This is a genomic window from Streptomyces sp. MMG1121 (assembly GCF_001280015.1).
In the GTDB taxonomy this organism is placed as follows: Bacteria; Actinomycetota; Actinomycetes; order Streptomycetales; family Streptomycetaceae; genus Streptomyces.
In genome coordinates, this window is record NZ_LGDV01000190.1 from 37,684 (window position 1) to 58,212 (window position 20,529).

Consider the following 20,529-nt stretch of genomic DNA (forward strand, 5'->3'; position numbering starts at 1 on the left):
ATGGTGGAGGGGTCTGATGACTCAGGGGGCCGGTCAGGGACCCGAGGTGGAGCGGACGGCGACGCTGCGCGACTTCCGGGTACCGGCGTACGTCCACGAGACCGGTCCGTACGTCGGCACAGCCCAGCCGGGCGACACCGCGCCGCCCGCCGACGAGGCGTACCCCGAGGACTACACGCCCACACAGCGCGACCTTCCGGTCATCAAGCGGACCGACACGGTCCAGGTACCCGTCGAACCGGCTCCCGCGCCGCCGACGCCGCAGCCCGCGGCCGGCCCCGGGGCGCTGTTCGTCGTCGGGGACGTCCACGGGTACCTCGACGAACTGGTGACCGCCCTGCGGGAGCAGGGACTCATCGACGAATCGGGCCAGTGGTGCGCGGGCACCGCCCGGCTGTGGTTCCTCGGCGACTTCACCGACCGCGGGCCCGACGGCATCGGCGTCATCGACCTGGTGATGCGCCTGTCCGCCGAGGCCGCCGCGGCCGGCGGCTACTGCAAGGCCCTCATGGGCAACCACGAACTACTGCTGCTCGGCGCCAAGCGGTTCGGCGACACGCCCGTCAACTCCGGCGCGGGCACCGCCACCTTCCAGGCGGCCTGGCTGCTCAACGGCGGCCAGAAGACCGACATGGACCGCCTCCAGGACCATCACCTGCAGTGGATGGCACGTCTCGACGCCGTCGAGGAGGTCGACGGCTATCTGCTCGTGCACTCGGACACCACCGTCTATCTCGACTACGGCGACTCCATCGAGGCGGTCAACGACACCGTCCGCGAGACCCTCACCCGCAATGACGCGGACGAGTGCTGGGATCTGTTCCGCAAGTTCACCAAGCGCTTCTCCTTCCGTGACGAGGGTGGTGCAGACGCCGTCCGTTCCCTTCTCGATACGTACGGCGGCACCCGCATCGTTCACGGCCACAGTCCGATTCCCTATCTCCTCGGCGAGGTCGGCTCCGAGGAGGGCGAGGAGGGCAGCGGCCCGGTCGTGGAGGGGCCGCACGTGTACGCCGACGGGCTCGCCATCGCCATGGACGGCGGAGTGACCATGGCCGGAAAGCTACTGGTCCGGCAACTTCCTCTGGATAACTGAACGTTCCCCGGGAAGGCGTCCTCCGGACGCAGTACGCGCAGGCCGGAACGCAATTTCCGCAACCCCCTGTCACCGCGTACCGTCACGGCTCTACCATCGGCTTATCCGTAGCAGGCTCCCCTCCGTTTCTGCCCGACGGCTCGCCGGCGTGCGAGCCCCAAGCCCTACGGAGCATCGGGGGATGCACATGAACAGCGTTCCGCAGTACCTGCAGAGCGAGGACCGCCAGGAATTCGAGCGGCTCCTCGATGAGGCGCTGCGCTCCGCACCACACCGACCGGAACTGGCCGCCGTCGGACAGCGGCTCAACCCCGAACAGCTGCGCACCATGGCGCTCAACGCCACCGCCCTGATCACGGCGGCCGCCGCGGCCGAATACCAGCACTACGTCCAGGCCCGCGAGGAGCTGCGCCATCCGGCGATGGCCCCTGTGACCTCGGGCGATTCCGGTTCCGGTGCCGCGGATCCGGGTCCGGGTCCGGCTGCGGCCGACCTCGCCACCACTCTCGGCGAAGCGGCCGAGAGCTCCGGCGCGGGCGCCATCGCGGTCGTCGCCGTGCTGGCGCCCGTCCTCTCCGGAACCGCCGCGGCGATCTTCCTGCTCATCGGCTACATCCTGAAGACACTGAACCCGGAACAGGCCTTCGCCGGCACCATGCTCACGGCCGGCTGGGTGTTCGGCGCGGTGACCGCAGCCGCGGTCCTCGTCGCCGCCGTCGGGCTGCTCCTCACCGCCCTGCGCAACGGCAGTTCGGCGCAGGCCCAGGCGCTCGACGCGGCGCACCAGGAACTGGACAGGGCCAGAGCGGCCTGGCGCGACGCCCTGCTGGAGCGCGGCATCCTGCCGTTTCTGCGCGAGGCACTCGCCGAGCCCGGACCCGCCCCTGCGCGGCTCCGCACGACCCCGCCCAGCTCGACCGGCCGGATGCCGCGCCTGGGCTACGACCGCCCCGGCTTCAGCAGCCCCGACAACGGCTCGGAGTCCGACCGCCCGAGGTTCACCAGCCCGGACTACACGAGCCCGGACTTCGGCGGCCCTGAGCATCGGCCCGAGTGACCCCGCGGCGGCCCGGACACGGCTCGCGCCCCTACCGGCGCGGGCCCGACCGGGCGGCCGACGGGTCCGTACGTCGGCACCGCCATGGCGGTCAGCCGCACCCTCGCCGTCGATTTACAGAGCCCGCGGCTCCAGGCCCTGCACGCATCGGAGCACACCGTGGAGTCCGTCTGTGACAACGGGCCGGGGCCTGGGCGGCAGGTCCCCGAACACCTGTGAGCGCGGCCGTGGGCGGTGCTCACGCCCACCCACAGGTGAGCACCGCCCAGGAGAGCCGTCAGTCGGCGATCGGCAGGTACACCCTGTTGCCGCTCGCCGCGAACTCCTTCGACTTCTGGGCCATGCCCTCCTCGATCTCGCCCCGGCTGCCGCCGTGTTCACGGCGGATGTCCTGCGAGATCTTCATGCTGCAGAACTTCGGCCCGCACATGGAACAGAAGTGCGCCGTCTTGGCGGGCTCGGCCGGCAGGGTCTCATCGTGGAACTCCCGTGCCGTGTCCGGGTCCAGAGCGAGGTTGAACTGGTCCTCCCACCGGAACTCGAAGCGAGCGTCGGACAGCGCGTCGTCCCAATCCTGCGCGCCCGGGTGCCCCTTGGCGAGGTCGGCCGCGTGGGCCGCGATCTTGTAGGTGATGACGCCGGTCTTGACGTCGTCCCGGTTGGGCAAGCCCAGGTGCTCCTTGGGCGTGACGTAGCAGAGCATCGCCGTGCCCCACCAGGCGATCATCGCGGCGCCGATGCCGGAGGTGATGTGGTCGTACGCCGGCGCGACGTCCGTGGTCAGCGGGCCGAGCGTATAGAACGGAGCTTCATCGCAGATCTCCTGCTGAAGGTCGATGTTCTCCTTGATCTTGTGCATCGGGACGTGCCCGGGGCCCTCGATCATGGTCTGTACGTTGAAACGCTTGGCGATGCTGTTGAGTTCCCCGAGCGTGCGCAACTCGGCGAACTGGGCCTCGTCGTTGGCGTCCGCGATCGACCCCGGCCGCAGGCCGTCGCCCAGCGAGTACGTGACGTCGTAGGCGGCGAGGATCTCGCACAGTTCCTCGAAGTTCTCGTACAGGAACGACTCCTTGTGGTGCGCCAGGCACCACGCGGCCATGATCGAGCCGCCGCGCGAGACGATGCCGGTCTTGCGGTTGGCGGTGAGCGGCACGTACGCGAGCCGTACGCCCGCGTGGACGGTCATGTAGTCCACGCCCTGCTCGGCCTGCTCGATGACCGTGTCCTTGTAGATCTCCCAGGTCAGTTCCTCGGCCTTGCCGTCGACCTTCTCCAGAGCCTGGTAGAGCGGAACCGTGCCGATAGGGACAGGGGAGTTGCGCAGCACCCACTCGCGGGTCGTGTGGATGTTGCGGCCGGTGGACAGGTCCATGACGGTGTCGGCGCCCCAGCGGGTCGCCCAGGTCATCTTCTCCACCTCCTCCTCGATGGAGGAGGTCACCGCGGAGTTGCCGATGTTGGCGTTGACCTTCACCAGGAACCGCTTGCCGATGATCATCGGCTCGATCTCCGGGTGGTTGACGTTGGCCGGCAGCACCGCACGGCCCGCCGCGATCTCCTCTCGGACCACTTCGGGGGAAACGTTCTCCCGGATGGCCACGTACTCCATCTCCGGCGTGATCTCGCCCCGCCGCGCGTACGCGAGCTGCGTCACCGCCTCGCTGCCGCGGCCCCGGCGCGGCTGGCGCGGCCGTCCGGGGAAGACCGCGTCCAGGTTGCGCAGCCCGCCGCGCGGCGAGGTGTGCTTGATCCCGTCGTCCTCGGGACGGGCGGGACGGCCCGCGTACTCCTCGGTGTCGCCGCGGGCGATGATCCAGTTCTCCCGCAGCGGCGGCAGGCCCCTGCGGACGTCGGTGTCGACGAGTGGATCGGTGTACGGGCCCGACGTGTCGTACAGCGTGACCGACTGGCCGTTGGTGAGGTGCACCTGGCGAACCGGCACGCGCAGGTCGGGGCGCGAGCCCTCGACATACGCCTTGTGCCAGCCGATGGACTTCCCGGTCTCCTGGGTCTTCTCGCCCTGAGCGGAGACAGGCGTGCGTGCGTCCTTGTTGGTCATGAGACCTACTCCCTACGCCGGCATTACCCGGTAACAGGTTCGGCGGTCGACGCAGCGGATCCCGTCGGTCGATGTTTCCCGTGAAACAGGCTTCGTTCCACGTGAAACATCGCGTATACGGAGGTCAGCGCCCTCTCAGCCCGGTGCTCCGAGCTCCCGCGTGTGCAAAGGTGCCTCCACGCTAGCGTCATATGTGGCGTGCTGAACAGTGGGCCCCTGCCGTTCTTGCGATGATCTGGCGGTGACCAGGATGGAGCAGTACCCGTACCAGCCGCCCGAGCCGCGCCGCCCGGACGGCTCAGCGCAGGGTGCCGGCCACGGCCACACCGCGGCCATGCCGGGCACCGGGCACACCCCTGAGCGGGGTCCTGGCGGGGACGACGGCCAGCATCACGACCACGGGCACCGGCAGGGCGGGCGTGGGCAGGGCGGGCGTGGGCCGGGCCACTCGCACGGCCACAGTCACAGTCATGGGCCTGCCGCCCCCGTCTCCAAGCACCTGCGCAAGGTCATCGCCGCGATCCTGATCCCGTTCACCGCGGCGGTCGTCGTCGGTCTGGTGGTGCTCTGGCCCGGGGGAGCCCCGCCCCACAAACGCACCGGCGTCGGCTTCGACCGGCAGACCCAGCAGGCCACGGTCGCCCAGGTCGTCGAGGTGAGCTGCAAGTCGGTGAACGCCTCCGGCGAGACGCCGACCGGCGACACCTCCACCGCCGAGGGCAGCTCGGCGCAGCAACAGGCGAACGGAGCGTGCAAGAAGGCCACCGTCCGGGTCGACACCGGCAAGGACAAGGGCCGTACGTTCACCGAGATCGTGCAGCCGGACCAGCCGCGGCAGCTGCATCAGGGCGAGAAGGTCGTCGTCGCCTACGAACCCTCGGCGCCGAAGGATCTGCAGTACTCGGTGGCCGATGTGAACCGGCAGTTCCCCATGTACCTGCTGGCGGGAATCTTCGCACTCGCCGTCGTGGTGGTGGGCCGGCTGCGCGGTGTCATGGCGCTGGTCGCACTGACGGTGAGCTTCCTCGTGCTGACCCTGTTCATCCTGCCCGCCGTCCTGCAGGGGTCGAACCCGCTGCTCGTGGCGGTGGTCGGGGCGAGCGCCATCATGCTGATCGCCCTGTACATGTGCCACGGCCTGTCCGCCCGTACGTCGGTGGCGGTCCTCGGCACGCTGATCTCGCTGTCGCTGATCGGCGCGCTCGGCTCGCTGTTCATCGGCTGGGCCGCGCTGACCGGCAACACGGACGACAACACGGGCCTGATCCACGGCCTGTATCCGTCGATCGACATGAGCGGTCTGCTGCTCGCAGGCGTCATCATCGGCTCGCTCGGTGTCCTGGACGACGTGACCGTGACGCAGACCTCGGCCGTCTGGGAACTGCACGAGGCCAACCCCTCGATGGGCTGGCGCGGGCTGTACCGGGCGGGCATCCGTATCGGCCGTGACCACATCGCCTCCGTGGTCAACACCCTCGTCCTCGCCTACGCCGGCGCGGCACTGCCGCTGCTGCTGCTGTTCTCGATCGCGCAGAGCAGTGTCGGGACCGTGGCCAACAGCGAGCTGGTGGCCGAGGAGATCGTACGCACGCTGGTGGGCTCGATCGGCCTGGTCGCCTGTGTCCCGGTCACCACCGCGCTCGCCGCGCTGGTGGTCTCCGCCGACCGGCCCGGACCGGATGCCCCGGCCCACATCGGCGCCCAGCCCGTCCCGGCACGCGGCGGCCGAGGACGGCGGCGGAAGCGGTGAAGCGTCGGCCGAAGCGGTGGGAGGGCGACTGAAGGATGGGAGTGCGGCTGAAGTGATGAGGCGGAAGCGGCCGTTGCGCGATGCCCTACGTCCTGCGCAGCCTGTCCGCCACCCCGCGCAGAAGCGTTACTGCACAGCTCCAGACGGCGTGTGGAGCACTCGGCGCCTCGTGCCGTAACGCTTCAGCCGGCGCTCTGTTCCTCGGCCAGGATGCGGTCCAGGGCCTCTTCCAGATGCGTGTCGAAATCGGCGAGCGCACCCTCCTGGCCGAGCGGCACAAGCTTGTCCGTACGGTCCAGGAAGGCCACGAGCGGCGGCGCCGACGAGCGGAACAGCGCCTGGTCACCGCCGACCTTAAGCCTGATCAGAACCTCACCGAGCACCTCGGAATCGGCGGGGGCGATATGCACATCCCCTTCCCCGCACGGCCGGCCGACGCCATCGATCAGCAACTCGCGACCGAAGGCCCAGGTCACCGGTGCATCACCGGGCAGGTGAAAGGTGAGCCGCACGGCATAAGGATCAGTGGTCTCATAGCGCAACTCCACCGGAATGCGGAAGGAGAGCTCCTCCGAGACAAGAAAGCTCATCATGACTTCTGCCTGTACGGACTCGCGCATCGTCTACCCCGTCATAGGACATCGACTGGCTGGGATTGATCCCTCTAAGCGTGGTCAAATCTTGCTGAAAGTACTCAGCACATTACAAGGAGTAAGTTTTCAGATACTGATAGAGAGCATGAGGTATCCCAGGTGGCGCCCGATCTCGGCCTGTAGCCGACGGGCCGCGGGCAGCAGCCGGTCGGCCTGGTGGGCGGGCATTGACATGGCCATCGTGGCCACGGTGGTGCCGATCGTGATCGGGACCGCCGCACACACCGTCCCGAGCGCGTACTCCTGGCGCTCCACCACCGGCTCCATGCGCTGCAGCCGGGCCAGCCGACGCAGCAGAGCATCGTTGTCACGCACCGTGTACGGCGTGACGGGCTGCACGGGGTAGCGGGCGAGATGGTCACGGCGGGCGCTCTCGTCCAGCTGGGACAGCAGGCACTGCCCGATGGCGTGCGCGTGGCCGGTCGCCCTGAAGTCCGCCCACTCCTCGACCGCGGGGGTCTCAGGGCTGTCGGAGACGCACACGACCTCGATCTCGCCGTCCCGGTACATCGCGTAGTACACCGGCACACCGATGGAATCGCGCCAGTGCGCCAGCAGGTCCACCACCGCGCTGCGACGTTTCTGCTGTGCTCCGCTGCTGCCGAGCCGCTCGGCCGCGTCACCGAGGAAGAACAGCCCTTTCTCACGGCGCAGATAGCCCTCGTGGACCAGGGTGCGCAGCAGATGGTAGGTCGTGGGCAGGGCAAGGCCGGTCTCGCGGGCCAGCTGCTTGGCGGGGGCGCCGTAGACATGCGCGGCGACGGTCTCCAGCAGGCGCATGGCGCGCTGAACGGATCCGATGAGCGTCGCGGCGCCCGCCGGCCCCGGGGCGTTCACGGGGTCCGGCTGGGCGAGCAGGGCCGGGGACAGAGGCCGGCCGGAAGCGTCCGTGGAACGCGGCTGGCCTGAAACCTCGTCAGGGTGCGGGTGTCTGGAGACGTCCGCGGAGTAGGGGGTGGCGGGGGCCTCCGCAGCGTGGGGGTGGGCCGAGACGTCCGCCGACTGCGGTTGGCCGGGGACGGCTACGGCGGACGGGTGCCGCGTGGGAGGCGCGCAGGAGCGCGGTGGGGTGGCGGGTGCGTGGGGATCTGCCGGTGCGGCGTCAACCGTGGCCAAGGGTTACTCCCGGAGCGCGATGGGCAGCCCGTGCCGGGAAGAGCACGGAGGGGTCTGCGCCGCCCACGGGGCCGGACCCCGCGGGGAGTTCCGGACTCTAACCCTCTGCCGCCGCGCGCAGACGGCCTCACGGGGAAACTTCCCTCCCCCGAGGGAACCTCTGATCCCCTGGCCGGGACCGGTGATCGCGTGACTCGGTCACCAGTCCCCGCATTCCGTCACCAGTCGCTGCGCGACGAAGAGTTCGACAGGAACTTGCGCACGATATAGATCAGTCCGCCGACCAGCGCGACGAAGATCAGAGCCTTGAACAGCAGGCCGATCACGAATCCGACGACGGTCGCTATCAGGCTGCCGAACACGACCAGGGCGATGACCGGCACCGCGACCCACTTCACCCACCAGGGCAGTTCCGCGAAGATCTCTCGCATCGCCTTTGTCCTTTGCGTTGTCGTATTGCAGTCGTACGTCTGGGTAGTCGTACGACTGCGTTTTCGTACGTCGTTGATGTTCCGCATTCGATGCTAGAGCCGCGAGGCGGTCTCGCGGGGGCCTCTCGTCCCTTGTCCTCCCCTGACCCGTCCCCTAGGGAACCCCGGGGTCGGGTCTCACGCCTCGGGCGGAGAGAAGACGACGAGAACCCTCAGGTCCTCGCTGATGTGGTGGAACCTGTGGGCAACCCCGGCCGGCACGTACACGACACTGCCCCGCGCCACCTCGGTCGTCTCCGGGCCGACCGTGATCGACGCTCGGCCGCTCACCACGAAGTACACCTCGTCCTGGTTGTGCGGCTTCTGCGGGTCGTGCTCGCCCGCGTTGAGCGCGTACAGACCGACCGACATGTTCCGCTCCCGCAGGAACTGAAGGTAGGCCCCCTCGTTGGCGGCGCGCTCCGCCTCCAGTTCGTCCAGTCGGAATGCCTTCATCGCCGCTGTCGCCCTCGCCTCACTGCTCGGTTCCGTTCCGGTCTGCCACGATCAGACACATGAAGAATTTCGTAGTCAAGACGATCGCCAACGCAGGCGCCCTCGCGGTCGCCGTATGGCTGCTGGACAAGATCACCCTGACCGGTGACAACACAGCCAAGAAGGCCGGCACCCTGATCGTGGTCGCACTGATCTTCGGCTTGGTGAACTGGCTGGTCAAGCCGATCGTGAAGGTGCTCACCTTCCCGTTGTTCATTCTGACCCTGGGCCTGATCACGCTGGTCGTGAACGCGCTGATGCTGCTGCTGACCTCCTGGGTGTGCGACAAGCTCTCCCTGAGCTTCCACGTGGAGGGCTTCTGGACGGCCGTCCTGGGCGGTCTGATCATCTCCGTCGTCTCCTGGGCGCTGCACGTCGTCCTGCCCGACGAGGACTGAGCGCGCCATGACCTACCGCGTCTGTTTCGTGTGCACCGGCAACATCTGCCGCTCGCCGATGGCCGAATCCGTCTTCCGCGCGCGCGTGGCGGAGGCCGGGCTAGAGGACCGGGTGAAGGCCGACAGCGCCGGTACGGGCGGCTGGCACGAGGACGACCCCGCCGACCCGCGCACCGCCTCGGTGCTCGAGGAGCACGGCTACGACAGCGAGCACGTCGCGCGCCAGTTCCAGCCGTCCTGGTTCGGCCGCCTCGACCTCGTGATAGCCCTCGACACCGGCCACCTCAAGGCCCTGCGCCGCCTCGCCCCCACCGAGGAGGACGCCCGCAAGGTCCACCTGCTGCGCTCCTACGACCCCGCCGCCGGCGACGACCTCGACGTACCGGATCCGTACTACGGACGACGCGGCGGCTTCGAGGAGTGCCTTGAGATGGTGGAAGCGGCGAGCGCCGGTCTGCTCGCCGCGGTGCAGGAGCAGCTGGAAGGACGGGCCGCGTGAGCGACGCCACCAGGGGCGCGGGCCCGGCCGGCGACGGCACGCGCGCGGTGCGCGCCGGACTGCCCGAGCCGGTCAAGCATGAACCTACCCTGCCCGGACCGGTGTTCGCGGCGCACTTCCACCTGCCCGGCGAGGCGACGGGCCCGTACCGGTACGGCCGTGACGAGAACCCGACCTGGACGCTGCTGGAACGGGCCATCGGCGAACTGGAGGCGCCCGGACGGGACGACGTCGAGACGCTGGTCTTCGCCTCCGGCATGGCGGCGATCTCCTCCGTGCTGTTCTCCCAGCTCCGCGCCGGCGACGCGGTCGTGCTGCCCTCCGACGGCTACCAGGTGCTGCCGCTGGTCCGCGCCCAGTTGGAGGCGTACGGCATCGAGGTGCGCACGGCGCCCACCGGCGGTGACGGGCAGCTGGAGGTCCTCGACGGCGCCCGGCTGCTGTGGATCGAGTCCCCGTCGAACCCGGGGCTGGACGTGTGCGACATCCGACGGCTGGTGGCGGCGGCCCACGCGCAGGGCACCCTGGTGGCCGTCGACAACACTCTCGCCACCCCGCTCGGGCAGCGCCCGCTGGAGCTGGGCGCCGACTTCTCCGTGGCCAGCGGCACCAAGCAGCTCACCGGGCACGGAGACGTGCTCCTCGGTTACGTCGCCGGGCGGGACGCCGAGGCGATGGCCGCCGTAGGCCGCTGGCGCAAGATCGTCGGAGCTATCTCGGGGCCCATGGAGGCTTGGCTCGCGCACCGGTCCATCGCGACGCTCCAGTTGCGCGTCGACCGGCAGAACGCCACCGCCCTCGCGGTCGCCGAGGCCCTGCGGCAGCGGCCCGAGGTGTCCGCTCTGCGCCACCCCGGGCTGCCCGACGACCCCTCGCACGAGGTCGCCACGCAGCAGATGCGCCGCTACGGCTGCGTCGTCTCCTTCATGCTGCCCACGCGCGCGCGTGCCGAGCGTTTCCTCAAGGCCCTGCGGCTGGTGGAGGACGCGACGAGCTTCGGCGGGGTGCGTTCGACGGCCGAGCGTCGTCGCCGATGGGGCGGGGACGACGTGCCGGAGGGCTTCATCCGGATGTCCGTAGGCGCCGAGGACCCGGAGGACCTGATCGCGGACGTGCTGCGCGCTCTGGACGAGTCCGCCGACTGAGCCACCGCGCGTCCGCGCCCTGACAGCGCGCGGCATCCGGATGCGGCGACGGTCCGAGCCTCCCCCCTCGTGGCTCGGACCGTCTACGGTTCCGCGCGCGAAGAACCGCGCGAACAAGGCTAGTTGACTCTGTGTCAGTGTCCAATCACGTTAGCGACAGCGCCCTATCGACTTATTTATAGTTGGTGCCTGCCTGGGTGCCGGAGGAAGGCAGGGACAGGGGAGGGGAAACCGTGGATCTGGCCTTGCTGCGCACCTTCGTCACCGTGCACCGGGCCGGCTCCTTCACCCGCGCCGCCGCCTTGCTCGGCCTCTCCCAGCCCGCCGTCACCTCGCAGATCCGCACCCTGGAACGCCAGCTGGGAAAGCCGCTCTTCCTGCGGCAGGCGCGCGGGGTGACCCCGACGACCATCGGCGACGAACTCGCGCACAAGGCCGCGCCCCACCTCGATGCCCTGGTGGAGATAGCCGAGAGCGGTCTGGACGACGACTCCTCGCTGAGAACCTTGCACCTCGCCGGCCCACCCGAGTTCACGGCCGAACGCGCCCTGCCCGCTCTCACGGAGCTGACCGGCGACGACGGCCAGGGATTCGCCCTGCGCGCCTCCTTCGGCACGGCCGAGGAAGCACTGGAGGGCCTGGCTGCCGGACACCATGATCTGGCCATCAGTACGGCCCGGCCGCGCGGTGCTCTGCTCACCGCGACTCCGCTCTGCGACGAGGAACACGTGCTGGTCGCCGCCCCCCGTTGGGTGGAACGGATCGGTGCGGAGGAACTGCGCCTGAAGGGGGCTCCGGCGCTGGAGAACCTGCCCGTCGTCGAGGTGCACGAGTCACTGCCCCTGGTCTCGCACTACTGGGCCTCCGTCTTCGACTCCCGACCGGCCGCCTCGGGCGCGGTCATCGTCCCGGATCTGCGGGCCGTGCTGGCCTGTACGATCGCCGGTGCCGGACTGGCGGTGCTGCCCCGCTATCTGTGTGCCCCGGCCCTCGGCCACGGGACGATCGTGTCGCTGCACGAACCGGCGGTGCCTCCGCTGCGCACGTACTTCCTGGTGGTGCGCACCGGCACCCTCGCCATGCCCCATGTGGCGCGGGCTCACGAGTGGCTCCAACGGGCGGCCACTGCCTGGGACTGACCTGCCTGTCAGCGGATCTGTGGGCCCCTTTGCCAGGGGTGTGCACGGCCCTTTGCCAGGGGTCACACACACCGCGGTCGTACGGTGGCGTGTCGCGATGTTTCACGTGGAACCAGGTGGGCCACATTTCTCCCATGACCGTCCGACCCGTGGTCAAGCGCACCGCCCGTGCCGTTCTCCTGGACGGTGACGACCTGATCCTGATCAAGCGCACCAAGCCCGGTGTCGATCCCTACTGGGTCACTCCCGGTGGCGGGGTCGAACCCGGGGATCCGACCGTCGTGGACGCCCTGCACCGCGAGGTGTACGAGGAACTCGGCGCCAAGATCACCGATGTCGTGCCGTGTTTCGTGGACACCGTGGAGCACATCGGTGAGGACGGCGGCGCGACCGGCGTGAAGGTGCAGCACTTCTTCGTCTGTCGCCTGGAGTCCATGGACCCGTCGCTGCGGCACGGTCCCGAAGTGGACGAGCCCGCCGGTGAGTACGAGATCGTCCGCGTCCCGTTCACCCGCGTCGGCATCGCCTCCGTCCACCTCGTGCCGCTCTCGCTGCGTCACTACCTGGACGGCAACATCGAGGGCGTACGGGCCATGCACGCACCCGACCTCGGATAGCGCGCTCAGCTCCCGACGACGATCAGCTCCTCCACCGAGTCATGCCGTATACGGCTCGACGGGACACCGACGCCCCGCAGCGCGTCGACACCGCTGCGGATCATTCCGGGCGGCCCGGAGAGGTAGGCGTCGTACTCGTTCCAGGGGCCGTACTCCCTTATGGCGTCGGGAAGCTGGAGATGGGCCAGCTGGTCGATGATCGCCCGGACCGAGAGCCATGGGTGGGCTTGCTGGAGCCTGAGCATGGTGTCGATGTCGTACAGGTCGTGGTCGGTGCGGGCGCCGTAGAACACCTCGACCGGTCGGCGCACTCCGCGCTCGGCGACGTCCTCGACCAGGGCCTTGATGGGCGCTATGCCGGTGCCGCCGCCCAGGCAGAGCAGTCCGCTGTCGCTGGTGTGGTCGACCGTCATCGAGCCGGCCGGGGGGCCGAGACGTATGACGTCCCCGGGGCGGGCACGGTGGACCAGCGCGTTGGAGACCCAGCCGGCCGGAACGGCCTTCACATGGAACGCCAGCAGACCGTCCGAGCGGGGCGCCGAGGCGAAGGAGTAGTGCCGCCACACCCGCGGCCACCACGGTGTCTCCACGCTCGTGTACTGGCCCGCCAGGAAGGGATAGGGCTGGTCCGGGCGGACGGTGAGGACCGCGACGTCAGGGGTCCTGAGGTCGTGCGTGACCACCTCGGCCTGCCACCAGGCCGGGGACCGCAGTTCGTCCGCCGCGGCCGCGTCGATCATGACCTGGGAGATCGTCGTGTACGCCCGCACCCAGGCGGCCTCGGTCTCCGGGCTCCAGCTGGCGGCGGCATATCTGCTCAACGCGCCGATCAGACATTCCCCCACGGCCGGATAGTGCTCCGCACGCGTCCCGTACTTGCGGTGGCCCCGGCCAAGATGTTGCAGATAGTCGACGAGAACCGCGGTGTTGTCCAGATGCTCGGCCGCCGTGAGCAGCGCCTTCAGCAGACGGTCCCGTTGGGCGTCCATCGCGGCCGGGAACAGTGGGCGCAGATCGGGGTGGCGGACGAAGAGCAGCGCGTAGAAGTAGGAGGTGACCTTGTCGGCGACCGGGCCTATCTCGGCCATCGTGCGGCGGATGAGGATGGCGTCCGGGGACCCCTCCTCGACGACCGGCGCCGACCGCTGTTCCGGTACGCGCTGTGCGTCCACCGGCTGCGAGACGGGTACGTCCGCTGGTCGCTCAGGGGCGTCCACGGTGAGGGTGCCAGGGGCCAGCTGGGCGGCAGCCTGCGTCTGCTGAGGGCCAGGAGTGTCCGCCGGGGACCGTGTGGTGCCCGGCGGACCGGGTCGGCCCACCGGCCGCAGCACCGGAGGCCGGTGCCCCTCGGGCGTCTCCTGGTCACCGTCTGGCGGCGGAGCCGATGACGCCTTGCGCGGCGTGAACCAGCCGCCCCCGCCGGACGTGCCGTTCTCCCCCGACGTGGTGGTCGGAGCGTCCATGGTGTGCCCTCGCCTCGAACGTCTTGCGGTCGGTCTGCGCACCTCCCCTGGGAAGATGCATGCTTTCCCCCGGCGGACAGTCAGCCGTAGCACTCTCCCCGCAGCGTCCCATCCCGATGGCTGCCACGGTCGCGTATCCGGAAACGCGAGTGTCCGATCTCCGCGTCCCGTGAGGCTCCGGACCCTGCTCTCGGCCCACACGGGATACGCGCACTCGATCCCGGACGTGAACCGGACTCGACCCTACCGGCCGTCGCCGTGCGCACAAGTCCCCCCTTCTTCCCTCACGAATCGGGCAAGAAGGCCAACCGTGAGGTCCGTCAACTACCGGGCGCCGGTGACCAATTCATAGGCATCCCACAGATCCCGCCCCGAGTAGGCGTGGGTTGCGAGTCCGGCCAGGTGAGCGTCCGCGTTGACCGCCACGGAGACCGGCACTGCAGCAAACAGATCCTTGTCCGACGACGAGTCGCCGTACGCCACGCAGTCCGTCCGTGCCACGCCGAACTCCACGCAGAGCCGGTCCGCGATGGTGACCTTGGCCGCCGCACTGAGTACCCCGGACGGATCGACCGGCTCGGTGAACGGCACGGCGGGAAAACGTGATCCATGGGCCGCATGAGCGCCCCAGTCGAGAAGGCGTTCCACGAAGAAGGACGGCGAGAGGGACACCACCGCGCAGTACTCGCCCACGTTTCTGATCTCCGCCCAGACCTCGCGGATCCGGGCCAGCCAGGGCGCCGCCTCGAACGCGGCCCTGACATGCGCCTCGGTCAGATCGCCCCACAGGTCGTACACCTGCGCCGCATACTCCGGCGGACCGATCCGCCCCTCGGCGATCGCCCGGTCCAGCGCCACGGTCTCCGCCTCCAGTCCCAGCTGGCGCGAGATCTCCACCGGGGCGGTGGTGCCGTGCAGCAGCGTGCCGTCGAGATCGAACAGATGAAGTCTCGCCATGGCCCGAGGCTAACCGGCTGCCGATGTTTCACGTGAAACACCCCCGGGCCGACCGCGGGCGGTGCTTTTGTCCACACCATGGCCAAAAGCACGTACGTCTCCATCGAAACGGGTGGACGCCGAGGGTGCTGGTCGGACAGCCTGACCTGCGTGCCGACTCCTTCCCTCGCCGCTCTGCCCATCCGCCGTCTGACGCTTCGCGATCTCACCGCCTGCGCCGACTTGTCCGAGGACCGGGGGTGGCCACGCGAGGAACACAAGTGGAGCTTCCTCCTCACGGCCGGAAAGGGCTTCGGCATCGACGACCCGCAGGGTGGTCTCGTGGCCGCGTGCGTCGTCACGGAGTACGGCGCGTGGGGGAGTCCGGATCTCGGTGCCATCGGCATGGTTCTGGTGGCCGAACGCCATGCGCGCCAGGGCGTCGGGCGCCGCTTGATGCGCCATGTCGTGTCGGCCATGGGGGCCACACCGCTGACCCTGCACGCCACGGAGAACGGCCGCCCCCTGTACGAGGAACTGGGCTTCAAGGTGACGGGCCGGGCGGAGATGCTGACCGGCCGCTTCACGCCCGGTGGGCCGGAATCAGGCGTACTCACCCGCGGCGCCACCGCGGAGGACCTCCCCGCGATTCTGCGTCTCGACGAGGAGGTGTTCGGCACGGATCGCACCCCTCTCATCACCCGACTGCCCGCCTTCGCGGACCAGCTCCGGGTAGCCGAGGAGAACGGCCGGATCACCGGCTACACGGCCGCGTGGCCCAACATGGACACCCATGTCGTCGGTCCGTTGATCGCCAGGGACACGGAGACTGCCAAGGCTCTCATCGCCTCACTGGCGGCTCGTACCGACCGTCCGCTGCGCACCGACATCGACGTACGCCACGAGGAACTGCTGGCCTGGGCGAAGGAGCGAGGGCTGGCCTCGGTGGCGTTCAACGCCGTGATGACGTACGGCGTCCCGGACCTCCCGGGGGACTGGACCCGGCGGTTCGCCCCGCTGACGGTGGCGGCGGGCTGAGGCCTCGTACGCCGACTGCCGGCCCCGCCGCTGATGTGGCGGGGCCGGCGGCTGTCCGTCCGAGGCGGGCAGGCATGTGATCAGGCGAGCGCCCGCACAGCCGCCGTGGCGAAACCGTGGTCCTGCTCCGGGGCACCGCCGCCGACGCCGATGGCGCCGATCAGCCGGCCGTCCCGCTGGACGGGCACACCGCCCGCGATGAACAGCAGAGGCCGGTCGAGGGCTGTGGGCAGGGTGTGGAAGAGGCCGCCCGGCTGGACGGCGTCGACCAGGTCGGCGGTGGGCGTGTTCAGCTGAAGCGCGGTGTAGGCCTTGCGGGTGCTGGTCTCGCCGGAGATCAGCACGGCCCGGTCGTCCCGGCGGAAGGCGAGCAGGTGGCCGCCGGCGTCCAGGACGGTGACGCTGACCGTGACTCCGGCATCGTCGGCCGCGCGGCGGGCCGTGGCGACGAGCAGTTCGGCGTCCTCGATGGACAGCGGGGCGACGACGGTGGTGCTCATGAAGCGTTCTCCTTGGGTGTGGCTGAGACCTTGGGTGGTGCCGAGGTCGTCCGTGTGACTGAGGGCTTGAGAGGTGCTGGTTCTGAGTCGCCGCCGAGGCCGTGGTCCCAGGCGCTCAGTGGTGGACAGGCGTCTGCTGCCCGGCGGGCGTCCCGGAGGCGACCACGGTGCTCTGCGCACCGCCGCGGCGCTCCAGGGCCGACGAGAGGACGGCGAGGACCAGGGCACTCGCGGCGAGGGCGGCGCCGACCCAGTTGGGGGCCTTGTAGCCGTAGCCGGCCGCGATCACGATGCCGCCGAGCCATGCGGACAGCGCGTTGCCCAGGTTGAAGGCGCCGATGTTCACCGCCGACGCGAGCGTGGGGGCGCCGTGCGCCTGGTCGAGGACGCGCTTCTGCAGCGGTGGGACGGTCGCGAAGCCGAGGGCACCGATCAGGGCGATGGTCACGGCCGCCGCGATCTTGTTGTGGGCGGTGAGCGTGAAGAGGGCCAGGACGACGGCCAGGGCACCCAGCGAGACGTACAGAATCGGCATCAGGGCGCGATCGGCGAACTTCCCGCCGACGAGGTTGCCGCCGACCATGCCGAGGCCGAACAGGACCAGCAGCCAGGTGACCGAGCCGTCGGCGAAGCCCGCGATGTGGGTCATCATCGGCGCGATGTAGGTGATGGCCGCGAAGACACCGCCGAAGCCGAGAACGGTCATCGCCATGGCGAGCAGGACCTGGGCGTTCTTGAAGGCGGCCAGCTCGTGCCGCAGGTGCACGCCCTCGGCCTTCGGCAGTTCGGGCACCAGCTTGGCGATGCCGGCGAGGCCGACGACCCCGAGGCCCGCGACGACGGCGAAGGTGACGCGCCAGCCGACGTGCTGGCCGATGAGCGTGCCCAGCGGGACGCCGACGACATTGGCGACGGTCAGACCGGTGAACATCATGGCGATGGCGCCGGCCTTCTTGTGGGGCGCCACCAGCCCGGCCGCGACGACCGAGCCGATGCCGAAGAAGGCACCGTGGGCGAGCGAGGCGATCACGCGCCCGATCAGCATGACGGCGAAGACCGGGGCCACCGCGGAGAGCAGGTTGCCGGCGATGAAGAAGCCCATGAGGAGCATCAGCATCCGCTTGCGCGGGACCTTGGTGCCGAGCACGGTCATCAGCGGAGCGCCGACGACCACGCCGAGCGCGTAGCCGGTCACGAGCAGGCCCGCCGTGGGGATGGAGACCCCGAAGTCACCCGCGACCTCGGGCAGCAGCCCCATGATCACGAACTCGGTCGTTCCGATTCCGAAGGCCCCGATCGCGAGGGCCAGAAGCGCGAGAGGCATGAGAGGGATGACCTTCCAGACGATTGCAGGAGCACTTTGCGTGCGTTCACAATAATTGCAGACGCTGGCTAAATGCAACCGCGCACTATTGCGAGACTGCTCTATCCTGGTGACAGCCGCTCCGGGACGGAGGAACACGCCAATGACAGCGACGGACCCCGCGCTCACCGCCCTCGCCCAGGGCTGGTGCGCCCTCTCTGCGTTGCACGGAAGGATCGAGGCGCACATCGAGCGCGCCCTTCAGGCACAGCACGACCTGAGCGTGCGCGAGTACTCCCTGCTGGACGTGCTCAGCCGACAGCACGACGGCGAGGGCGGCCATCTACAGATGAAGCAGGTCGCCGACGCGGTCGTCCTCAGCCAGAGCGCCACCACCCGCCTGGTGACCCGACTGGAGGACCGCGGTCTGCTGGAGCGCTATCTGTGCCCCACCGACCGGCGCGGCATCTACACCAACGTCACCGAGGCGGGCCTGCGCCTGCTGGAGGAGGCGCAGCCCACCAACGACACCGCTCTGCGCGAGGCCCTCGACCAGGCCTCCAAGAACCCCGAGCTGGCCCCGCTGGTGCGGGTTGTGGAGTCCCTGAGCGTGCCCGCATAGGGTGCGGACATGGGAGATCTTGAGATACGGCACGCGACCGCCGACGACCTTCCGGCGATCGTCGCGATGCTCGCCGACGATCCACTGGGCGCCCAACGCGAGTCACCTGACGACCTGACCCCGTACCGGGCTGCGCTGGCCCGCCTGACGGCCGATCCGAACCAGCACCTGGTCGTCACCGTGCGCGAAGGCCGTGTCATCGGAACCCTGCAGCTCACGGTCATCCCGGGGCTCTCCCACAAAGGGGCGACCCGCGCGCTCGTCGAGGCCGTGCGCATCCACGCCGACGAGCGGGGCAGCGGGCTGGGCAGCCTGCTGATCCAGTGGGCGATCGACACCTCCCGGCAGCTCGGGTGCGCGATGGTGCAGCTGACGTCCGACAAGACGCGCATCGATGCCCACCGCTTCTACGAGCGGCTGGGCTTCAGCGCGTCGCACGAGGGCTTCAAGCTGAAGCTCTGACGGGGCCGCTGGACCGGACCAGAGCCGGGGGTGTGTTTCACGTGAAACACACCCCCGGTCGTCTGTGGCCTAGCCGATACCCCGCCACCCGTCGGGGTCCACTCCGCCGGGCACTGGGGCCTCCATGTCGTACGGCTGCCGTGTGAACACGAACGACCCGAGGTCGAGGTGGCTCACAGCCCCGTCCGGGCGTCGTACGGGCCGCAGCAGTTCTCCGGCGAAGTAGCCCTCCAGGCCCGTCCAGGTGCCGTCCCCGTTGGGGCGGAAGCGGGACCGTCGGCCGCCGTCGGTCAGCGGGCCCAGTGCGAGCAGACCGTCGGCGGTCACCCGCAGGCCGAAGGTGTTGGTCCCCCAGTACCACTGTCCCGCCAGTTCCAGGACCGTCGGGTCGACCTCGCGCAGCGGCCGCCAGGGCTCGGGGATCCGTGGCTCCGCTTCGGCGACGATCCGGACGAGGTCTGCACCCACCGCCCCCACCAGTGGCCCACTTGTGCAGTTCGCGAGCACCACGGCGGCCACGTCGTCCTCCACGCTGATGACGAGGTTCGCCAGGAAGCCCGGGAGTGAGCCGGAATGACCGACCAGGAGCCGACCGCCGCAACGCTGGAGCTGCATCCCGAAGCCGTACGTGATCCCGTCCAGCACGTCCGCCACTTCGGCGGGCGCGGCCGGGGTCCGCATCTCACGTACCGACTCCGCGCTCAGGACGCGGACGTCCCCCGTGCCCAGGAACGCGGCGAACCGCGCGAGGTCCCCCGTGGTCGACCACAGCTGCCCGGCCGGCGCCATCCGGCCCAGATCCTCCAACGGCTCGGGCAGCAGCGCGTCCGCCCACGGATGCACGGCCCATCCGCCCGCGTGCGGGGCCTGCGGCTGCCCGCTCGTACGGTGCAGACCGAGCGGTTCGAGGATTTCGCCGCGCAGCACCTCCTCCCAGGGAGCGCCGCGCAGCTCCTCCACCAGCGCGCCGAGCAGGGTGTAGCCGGGGTTGGAGTAGTGGTACCGGCGGCCCACGGGGTGCAACAGGGGGTGCTCGCCGAGCACATCGCTCAGCTCGGGGCGCAGGACTCCGGGGGTCCGCTCCCACCAGGGCGCCGGCGACTCGGCGGCCAACCCTGCGGTGTGCGCCAGCAGTTCGGCGATCGTCGCCTCCCCCACGCCCGTGTCCGGCAAATGCTTCTCCAGCGGATCACCCAGGTCGAGCAGTCCCTCGTCGCGCAGTCGCATCACCAGGACGGCGGTAAAGGTCTTGGTGATGGACCCGATCCGGTACTGCACGTTCTCGTCCGGCCCATGCCCGTCCACCGAGGTCCGCGCGCCGTGCCACACGGCCCGCCCGCCCCGTACGACGGCGGCGACCAGAGACGGTGCCCGCCCCTGAGCCTGCGCGACGGCGATCCGGTGCAGCAGGGCTCGTCGGGTGGCGGGGAGCAGGTCTTCCTGAGGTGTCGTCATGAGCCCAGTCCACCCGGTCGAACGGCGGGCGTCGAATCCGGTTCCCCGGCGCCGAGATGACGGAACGGACCTGCCGACGGCGGCAGCCACCTCCGTGCAGGGTCCCGCCGCTCGTGACATGTCGATCTTGCGTGACCCGGGCGTTCTTGGCTGACTCACGGCCTTGTCACCCATGATCAGTCTCAAATCATGGCATTTCCTCGCGAGGGCGAGGCCGAGATCGGGCGGCTTGTCCGAGTCGGCCGAGTACACC

The 20,529-nt window shown here is 69.7% G+C and carries 21 protein-coding genes and 1 riboswitch; of the genes, 11 read left to right on the top strand and 10 right to left on the bottom strand.

Features of this window, described 5'->3' with window-relative positions:
* Positions 1 to 16 precede the first annotated feature (16 nt).
* Entirely contained in the window at positions 17 to 1,096 is a 1,080-nt protein-coding gene (locus ADK64_RS19655; protein ID WP_053660756.1) for a metallophosphoesterase, read from the top strand.
* 181 nt (positions 1,097 to 1,277) lie between these two features.
* Complete coding sequence (locus tag ADK64_RS19660; protein ID WP_053660758.1) at positions 1,278 to 2,153, top strand: hypothetical protein; 876 nt, start codon at positions 1,278 to 1,280, stop codon at positions 2,151 to 2,153.
* A 277-nt stretch (positions 2,154 to 2,430) separates the two neighbouring features.
* Here the strand turns inward: ADK64_RS19660 and thiC are convergent, their stop codons facing one another.
* Positions 2,431 to 4,215, bottom strand: a complete 1,785-nt coding sequence (gene thiC, locus ADK64_RS19665) for a phosphomethylpyrimidine synthase ThiC (protein WP_053660760.1) — start codon at positions 4,213 to 4,215, stop codon at positions 2,431 to 2,433.
* Positions 4,208 to 4,385, bottom strand: a riboswitch (TPP riboswitch). It overlaps the preceding gene by 8 nt.
* 80 nt (positions 4,386 to 4,465) lie before the next feature.
* Here thiC and ADK64_RS19670 point away from each other — a divergent pair.
* Entirely contained in the window at positions 4,466 to 5,965 is a 1,500-nt protein-coding gene (locus ADK64_RS19670; protein ID WP_053661193.1) for a YibE/F family protein, read from the top strand.
* Between the two features lie 182 nt (positions 5,966 to 6,147).
* On the opposite strand, the gene ADK64_RS19675 is transcribed toward ADK64_RS19670, so the two are convergent.
* From ADK64_RS19675 to ADK64_RS19690, 4 genes are all read right to left on the bottom strand, one after another.
* Entirely contained in the window at positions 6,148 to 6,585 is a 438-nt protein-coding gene (locus ADK64_RS19675; protein WP_053660762.1) for an SsgA family sporulation/cell division regulator, read from the bottom strand.
* Between the two features lie 99 nt (positions 6,586 to 6,684).
* On the bottom strand, positions 6,685 to 7,398 hold the full coding sequence (locus tag ADK64_RS19680) for an IclR family transcriptional regulator (RefSeq protein WP_053661194.1): 714 nt from the start codon (positions 7,396 to 7,398) through the stop codon (positions 6,685 to 6,687).
* Between the two features lie 554 nt (positions 7,399 to 7,952).
* On the bottom strand, positions 7,953 to 8,165 hold the full coding sequence (locus tag ADK64_RS19685; protein WP_053660764.1) for a DUF5326 family protein: 213 nt from the start codon (positions 8,163 to 8,165) through the stop codon (positions 7,953 to 7,955).
* Positions 8,166 to 8,342: 177 nt separating this feature from the next.
* Positions 8,343 to 8,660 carry a cupin domain-containing protein gene (locus ADK64_RS19690; RefSeq protein WP_053660766.1) on the bottom strand — a complete coding sequence of 106 codons (318 nt, stop codon included), beginning with the start codon at positions 8,658 to 8,660 and terminating at the stop codon, positions 8,343 to 8,345.
* Positions 8,661 to 8,719: 59 nt separating this feature from the next.
* Between ADK64_RS19690 and ADK64_RS19695 the strand changes: the two genes are divergently transcribed.
* From ADK64_RS19695 to ADK64_RS19715, 5 genes are all read left to right on the top strand, one after another.
* Positions 8,720 to 9,097 carry a phage holin family protein gene (locus tag ADK64_RS19695; RefSeq protein WP_053660768.1) on the top strand — a complete coding sequence of 126 codons (378 nt, stop codon included), beginning with the start codon at positions 8,720 to 8,722 and terminating at the stop codon, positions 9,095 to 9,097.
* A gap of 7 nt (positions 9,098 to 9,104) precedes the next feature.
* On the top strand, positions 9,105 to 9,596 hold the full coding sequence (locus tag ADK64_RS19700; protein ID WP_053660770.1) for a low molecular weight protein-tyrosine-phosphatase: 492 nt from the start codon (positions 9,105 to 9,107) through the stop codon (positions 9,594 to 9,596).
* Positions 9,593 to 10,741 (top strand): cystathionine gamma-lyase, encoded by a 1,149-nt coding sequence (locus ADK64_RS19705; protein ID WP_053660771.1) that lies wholly within the window; start codon positions 9,593 to 9,595, stop codon positions 10,739 to 10,741. Before ADK64_RS19700 ends, ADK64_RS19705 begins: the two co-directional genes overlap by 4 nt.
* 233 nt (positions 10,742 to 10,974) lie before the next feature.
* Positions 10,975 to 11,880, top strand: a complete 906-nt coding sequence (locus ADK64_RS19710; RefSeq protein ID WP_053660773.1) for a LysR family transcriptional regulator — start codon at positions 10,975 to 10,977, stop codon at positions 11,878 to 11,880.
* Positions 11,881 to 12,014: 134 nt separating this feature from the next.
* Positions 12,015 to 12,497, top strand: a complete 483-nt coding sequence (locus ADK64_RS19715) for an NUDIX domain-containing protein (protein ID WP_053660775.1) — start codon at positions 12,015 to 12,017, stop codon at positions 12,495 to 12,497.
* 5 nt (positions 12,498 to 12,502) lie between these two features.
* On the opposite strand, the gene ADK64_RS19720 is transcribed toward ADK64_RS19715, so the two are convergent.
* Positions 12,503 to 13,960, bottom strand: coding sequence for a globin domain-containing protein (locus ADK64_RS19720; protein WP_199829654.1), 1,458 nt, complete (start codon positions 13,958 to 13,960; stop codon positions 12,503 to 12,505).
* 324 nt (positions 13,961 to 14,284) lie between these two features.
* Complete coding sequence (locus ADK64_RS19725) at positions 14,285 to 14,917, bottom strand: HAD family hydrolase (protein WP_078992729.1); 633 nt, start codon at positions 14,915 to 14,917, stop codon at positions 14,285 to 14,287.
* A 150-nt stretch (positions 14,918 to 15,067) separates the two neighbouring features.
* Here ADK64_RS19725 and ADK64_RS19730 point away from each other — a divergent pair, with 150 nt between their 5' ends.
* Positions 15,068 to 15,934: a GNAT family N-acetyltransferase gene (locus tag ADK64_RS19730; protein ID WP_053660779.1), complete on the top strand. Its 867-nt coding sequence runs from the start codon at positions 15,068 to 15,070 to the stop codon at positions 15,932 to 15,934.
* An 80-nt stretch (positions 15,935 to 16,014) separates the two neighbouring features.
* Here the strand turns inward: ADK64_RS19730 and ADK64_RS19735 are convergent, their stop codons facing one another.
* Positions 16,015 to 16,434: a GlcG/HbpS family heme-binding protein gene (locus tag ADK64_RS19735; protein WP_053660782.1), complete on the bottom strand. Its 420-nt coding sequence runs from the start codon at positions 16,432 to 16,434 to the stop codon at positions 16,015 to 16,017.
* Between the two features lie 115 nt (positions 16,435 to 16,549).
* On the bottom strand, positions 16,550 to 17,758 hold the full coding sequence (locus ADK64_RS19740) for an MFS transporter (RefSeq protein ID WP_053660784.1): 1,209 nt from the start codon (positions 17,756 to 17,758) through the stop codon (positions 16,550 to 16,552).
* A gap of 142 nt (positions 17,759 to 17,900) precedes the next feature.
* Between ADK64_RS19740 and ADK64_RS19745 the strand changes: the two genes are divergently transcribed.
* Together ADK64_RS19745 and ADK64_RS19750 are read left to right on the top strand one after the other, a co-directional pair.
* A complete protein-coding gene (locus tag ADK64_RS19745; RefSeq protein WP_053660786.1) occupies positions 17,901 to 18,359 on the top strand; it encodes a MarR family winged helix-turn-helix transcriptional regulator in 459 nt (152 codons plus the stop codon).
* A 9-nt stretch (positions 18,360 to 18,368) separates the two neighbouring features.
* Positions 18,369 to 18,821 (top strand): GNAT family N-acetyltransferase, encoded by a 453-nt coding sequence (locus ADK64_RS19750; protein ID WP_053660788.1) that lies wholly within the window; start codon positions 18,369 to 18,371, stop codon positions 18,819 to 18,821.
* 69 nt (positions 18,822 to 18,890) lie between these two features.
* Here the strand turns inward: ADK64_RS19750 and ADK64_RS19755 are convergent, their stop codons facing one another.
* Positions 18,891 to 20,276, bottom strand: coding sequence for a serine hydrolase domain-containing protein (locus ADK64_RS19755; protein ID WP_053660789.1), 1,386 nt, complete (start codon positions 20,274 to 20,276; stop codon positions 18,891 to 18,893).
* Between the last annotated feature and the right edge of the window lie 253 nt (positions 20,277 to 20,529).

Excerpts from the sequence above, each read along its gene's own strand:
- ADK64_RS19675 (WP_053660762.1), bottom strand. The coding sequence starts at position 6,585 with ATGCGCGAGTCCGTACAGGCAGAAGTCATGATGAGCTTTCTTGTCTCG.
- ADK64_RS19700 (WP_053660770.1), top strand. The coding sequence starts at position 9,105 with ATGACCTACCGCGTCTGTTTCGTGTGCACCGGCAACATCTGCCGCTCG.
- ADK64_RS19685 (WP_053660764.1), bottom strand. The coding sequence starts at position 8,165 with ATGCGAGAGATCTTCGCGGAACTGCCCTGGTGGGTGAAGTGGGTCGCG.
- ADK64_RS19740 (WP_053660784.1), bottom strand. The coding sequence starts at position 17,758 with ATGCCTCTCGCGCTTCTGGCCCTCGCGATCGGGGCCTTCGGAATCGGA.
- ADK64_RS19715 (WP_053660775.1), top strand. The coding sequence starts at position 12,015 with ATGACCGTCCGACCCGTGGTCAAGCGCACCGCCCGTGCCGTTCTCCTG.
- ADK64_RS19725 (WP_078992729.1), bottom strand. The coding sequence starts at position 14,917 with ATGGCGAGACTTCATCTGTTCGATCTCGACGGCACGCTGCTGCACGGC.
- ADK64_RS19690 (WP_053660766.1), bottom strand. The coding sequence starts at position 8,660 with ATGAAGGCATTCCGACTGGACGAACTGGAGGCGGAGCGCGCCGCCAAC.
- ADK64_RS19655 (WP_053660756.1), top strand. The coding sequence starts at position 17 with ATGACTCAGGGGGCCGGTCAGGGACCCGAGGTGGAGCGGACGGCGACG.
- ADK64_RS19660 (WP_053660758.1), top strand. The coding sequence starts at position 1,278 with ATGCACATGAACAGCGTTCCGCAGTACCTGCAGAGCGAGGACCGCCAG.
- ADK64_RS19695 (WP_053660768.1), top strand. The coding sequence starts at position 8,720 with ATGAAGAATTTCGTAGTCAAGACGATCGCCAACGCAGGCGCCCTCGCG.
- ADK64_RS19680 (WP_053661194.1), bottom strand. The coding sequence starts at position 7,398 with ATGCGCCTGCTGGAGACCGTCGCCGCGCATGTCTACGGCGCCCCCGCC.
- ADK64_RS19735 (WP_053660782.1), bottom strand. The coding sequence starts at position 16,434 with ATGAGCACCACCGTCGTCGCCCCGCTGTCCATCGAGGACGCCGAACTG.
- ADK64_RS19745 (WP_053660786.1), top strand. The coding sequence starts at position 17,901 with ATGACAGCGACGGACCCCGCGCTCACCGCCCTCGCCCAGGGCTGGTGC.
- ADK64_RS19670 (WP_053661193.1), top strand. The coding sequence starts at position 4,466 with ATGGAGCAGTACCCGTACCAGCCGCCCGAGCCGCGCCGCCCGGACGGC.
- ADK64_RS19750 (WP_053660788.1), top strand. The coding sequence starts at position 18,369 with ATGGGAGATCTTGAGATACGGCACGCGACCGCCGACGACCTTCCGGCG.
- thiC (WP_053660760.1), bottom strand. The coding sequence starts at position 4,215 with ATGACCAACAAGGACGCACGCACGCCTGTCTCCGCTCAGGGCGAGAAG.
- ADK64_RS19755 (WP_053660789.1), bottom strand. The coding sequence starts at position 20,276 with ATGACGACACCTCAGGAAGACCTGCTCCCCGCCACCCGACGAGCCCTG.
- ADK64_RS19720 (WP_199829654.1), bottom strand. The coding sequence starts at position 13,960 with ATGGACGCTCCGACCACCACGTCGGGGGAGAACGGCACGTCCGGCGGG.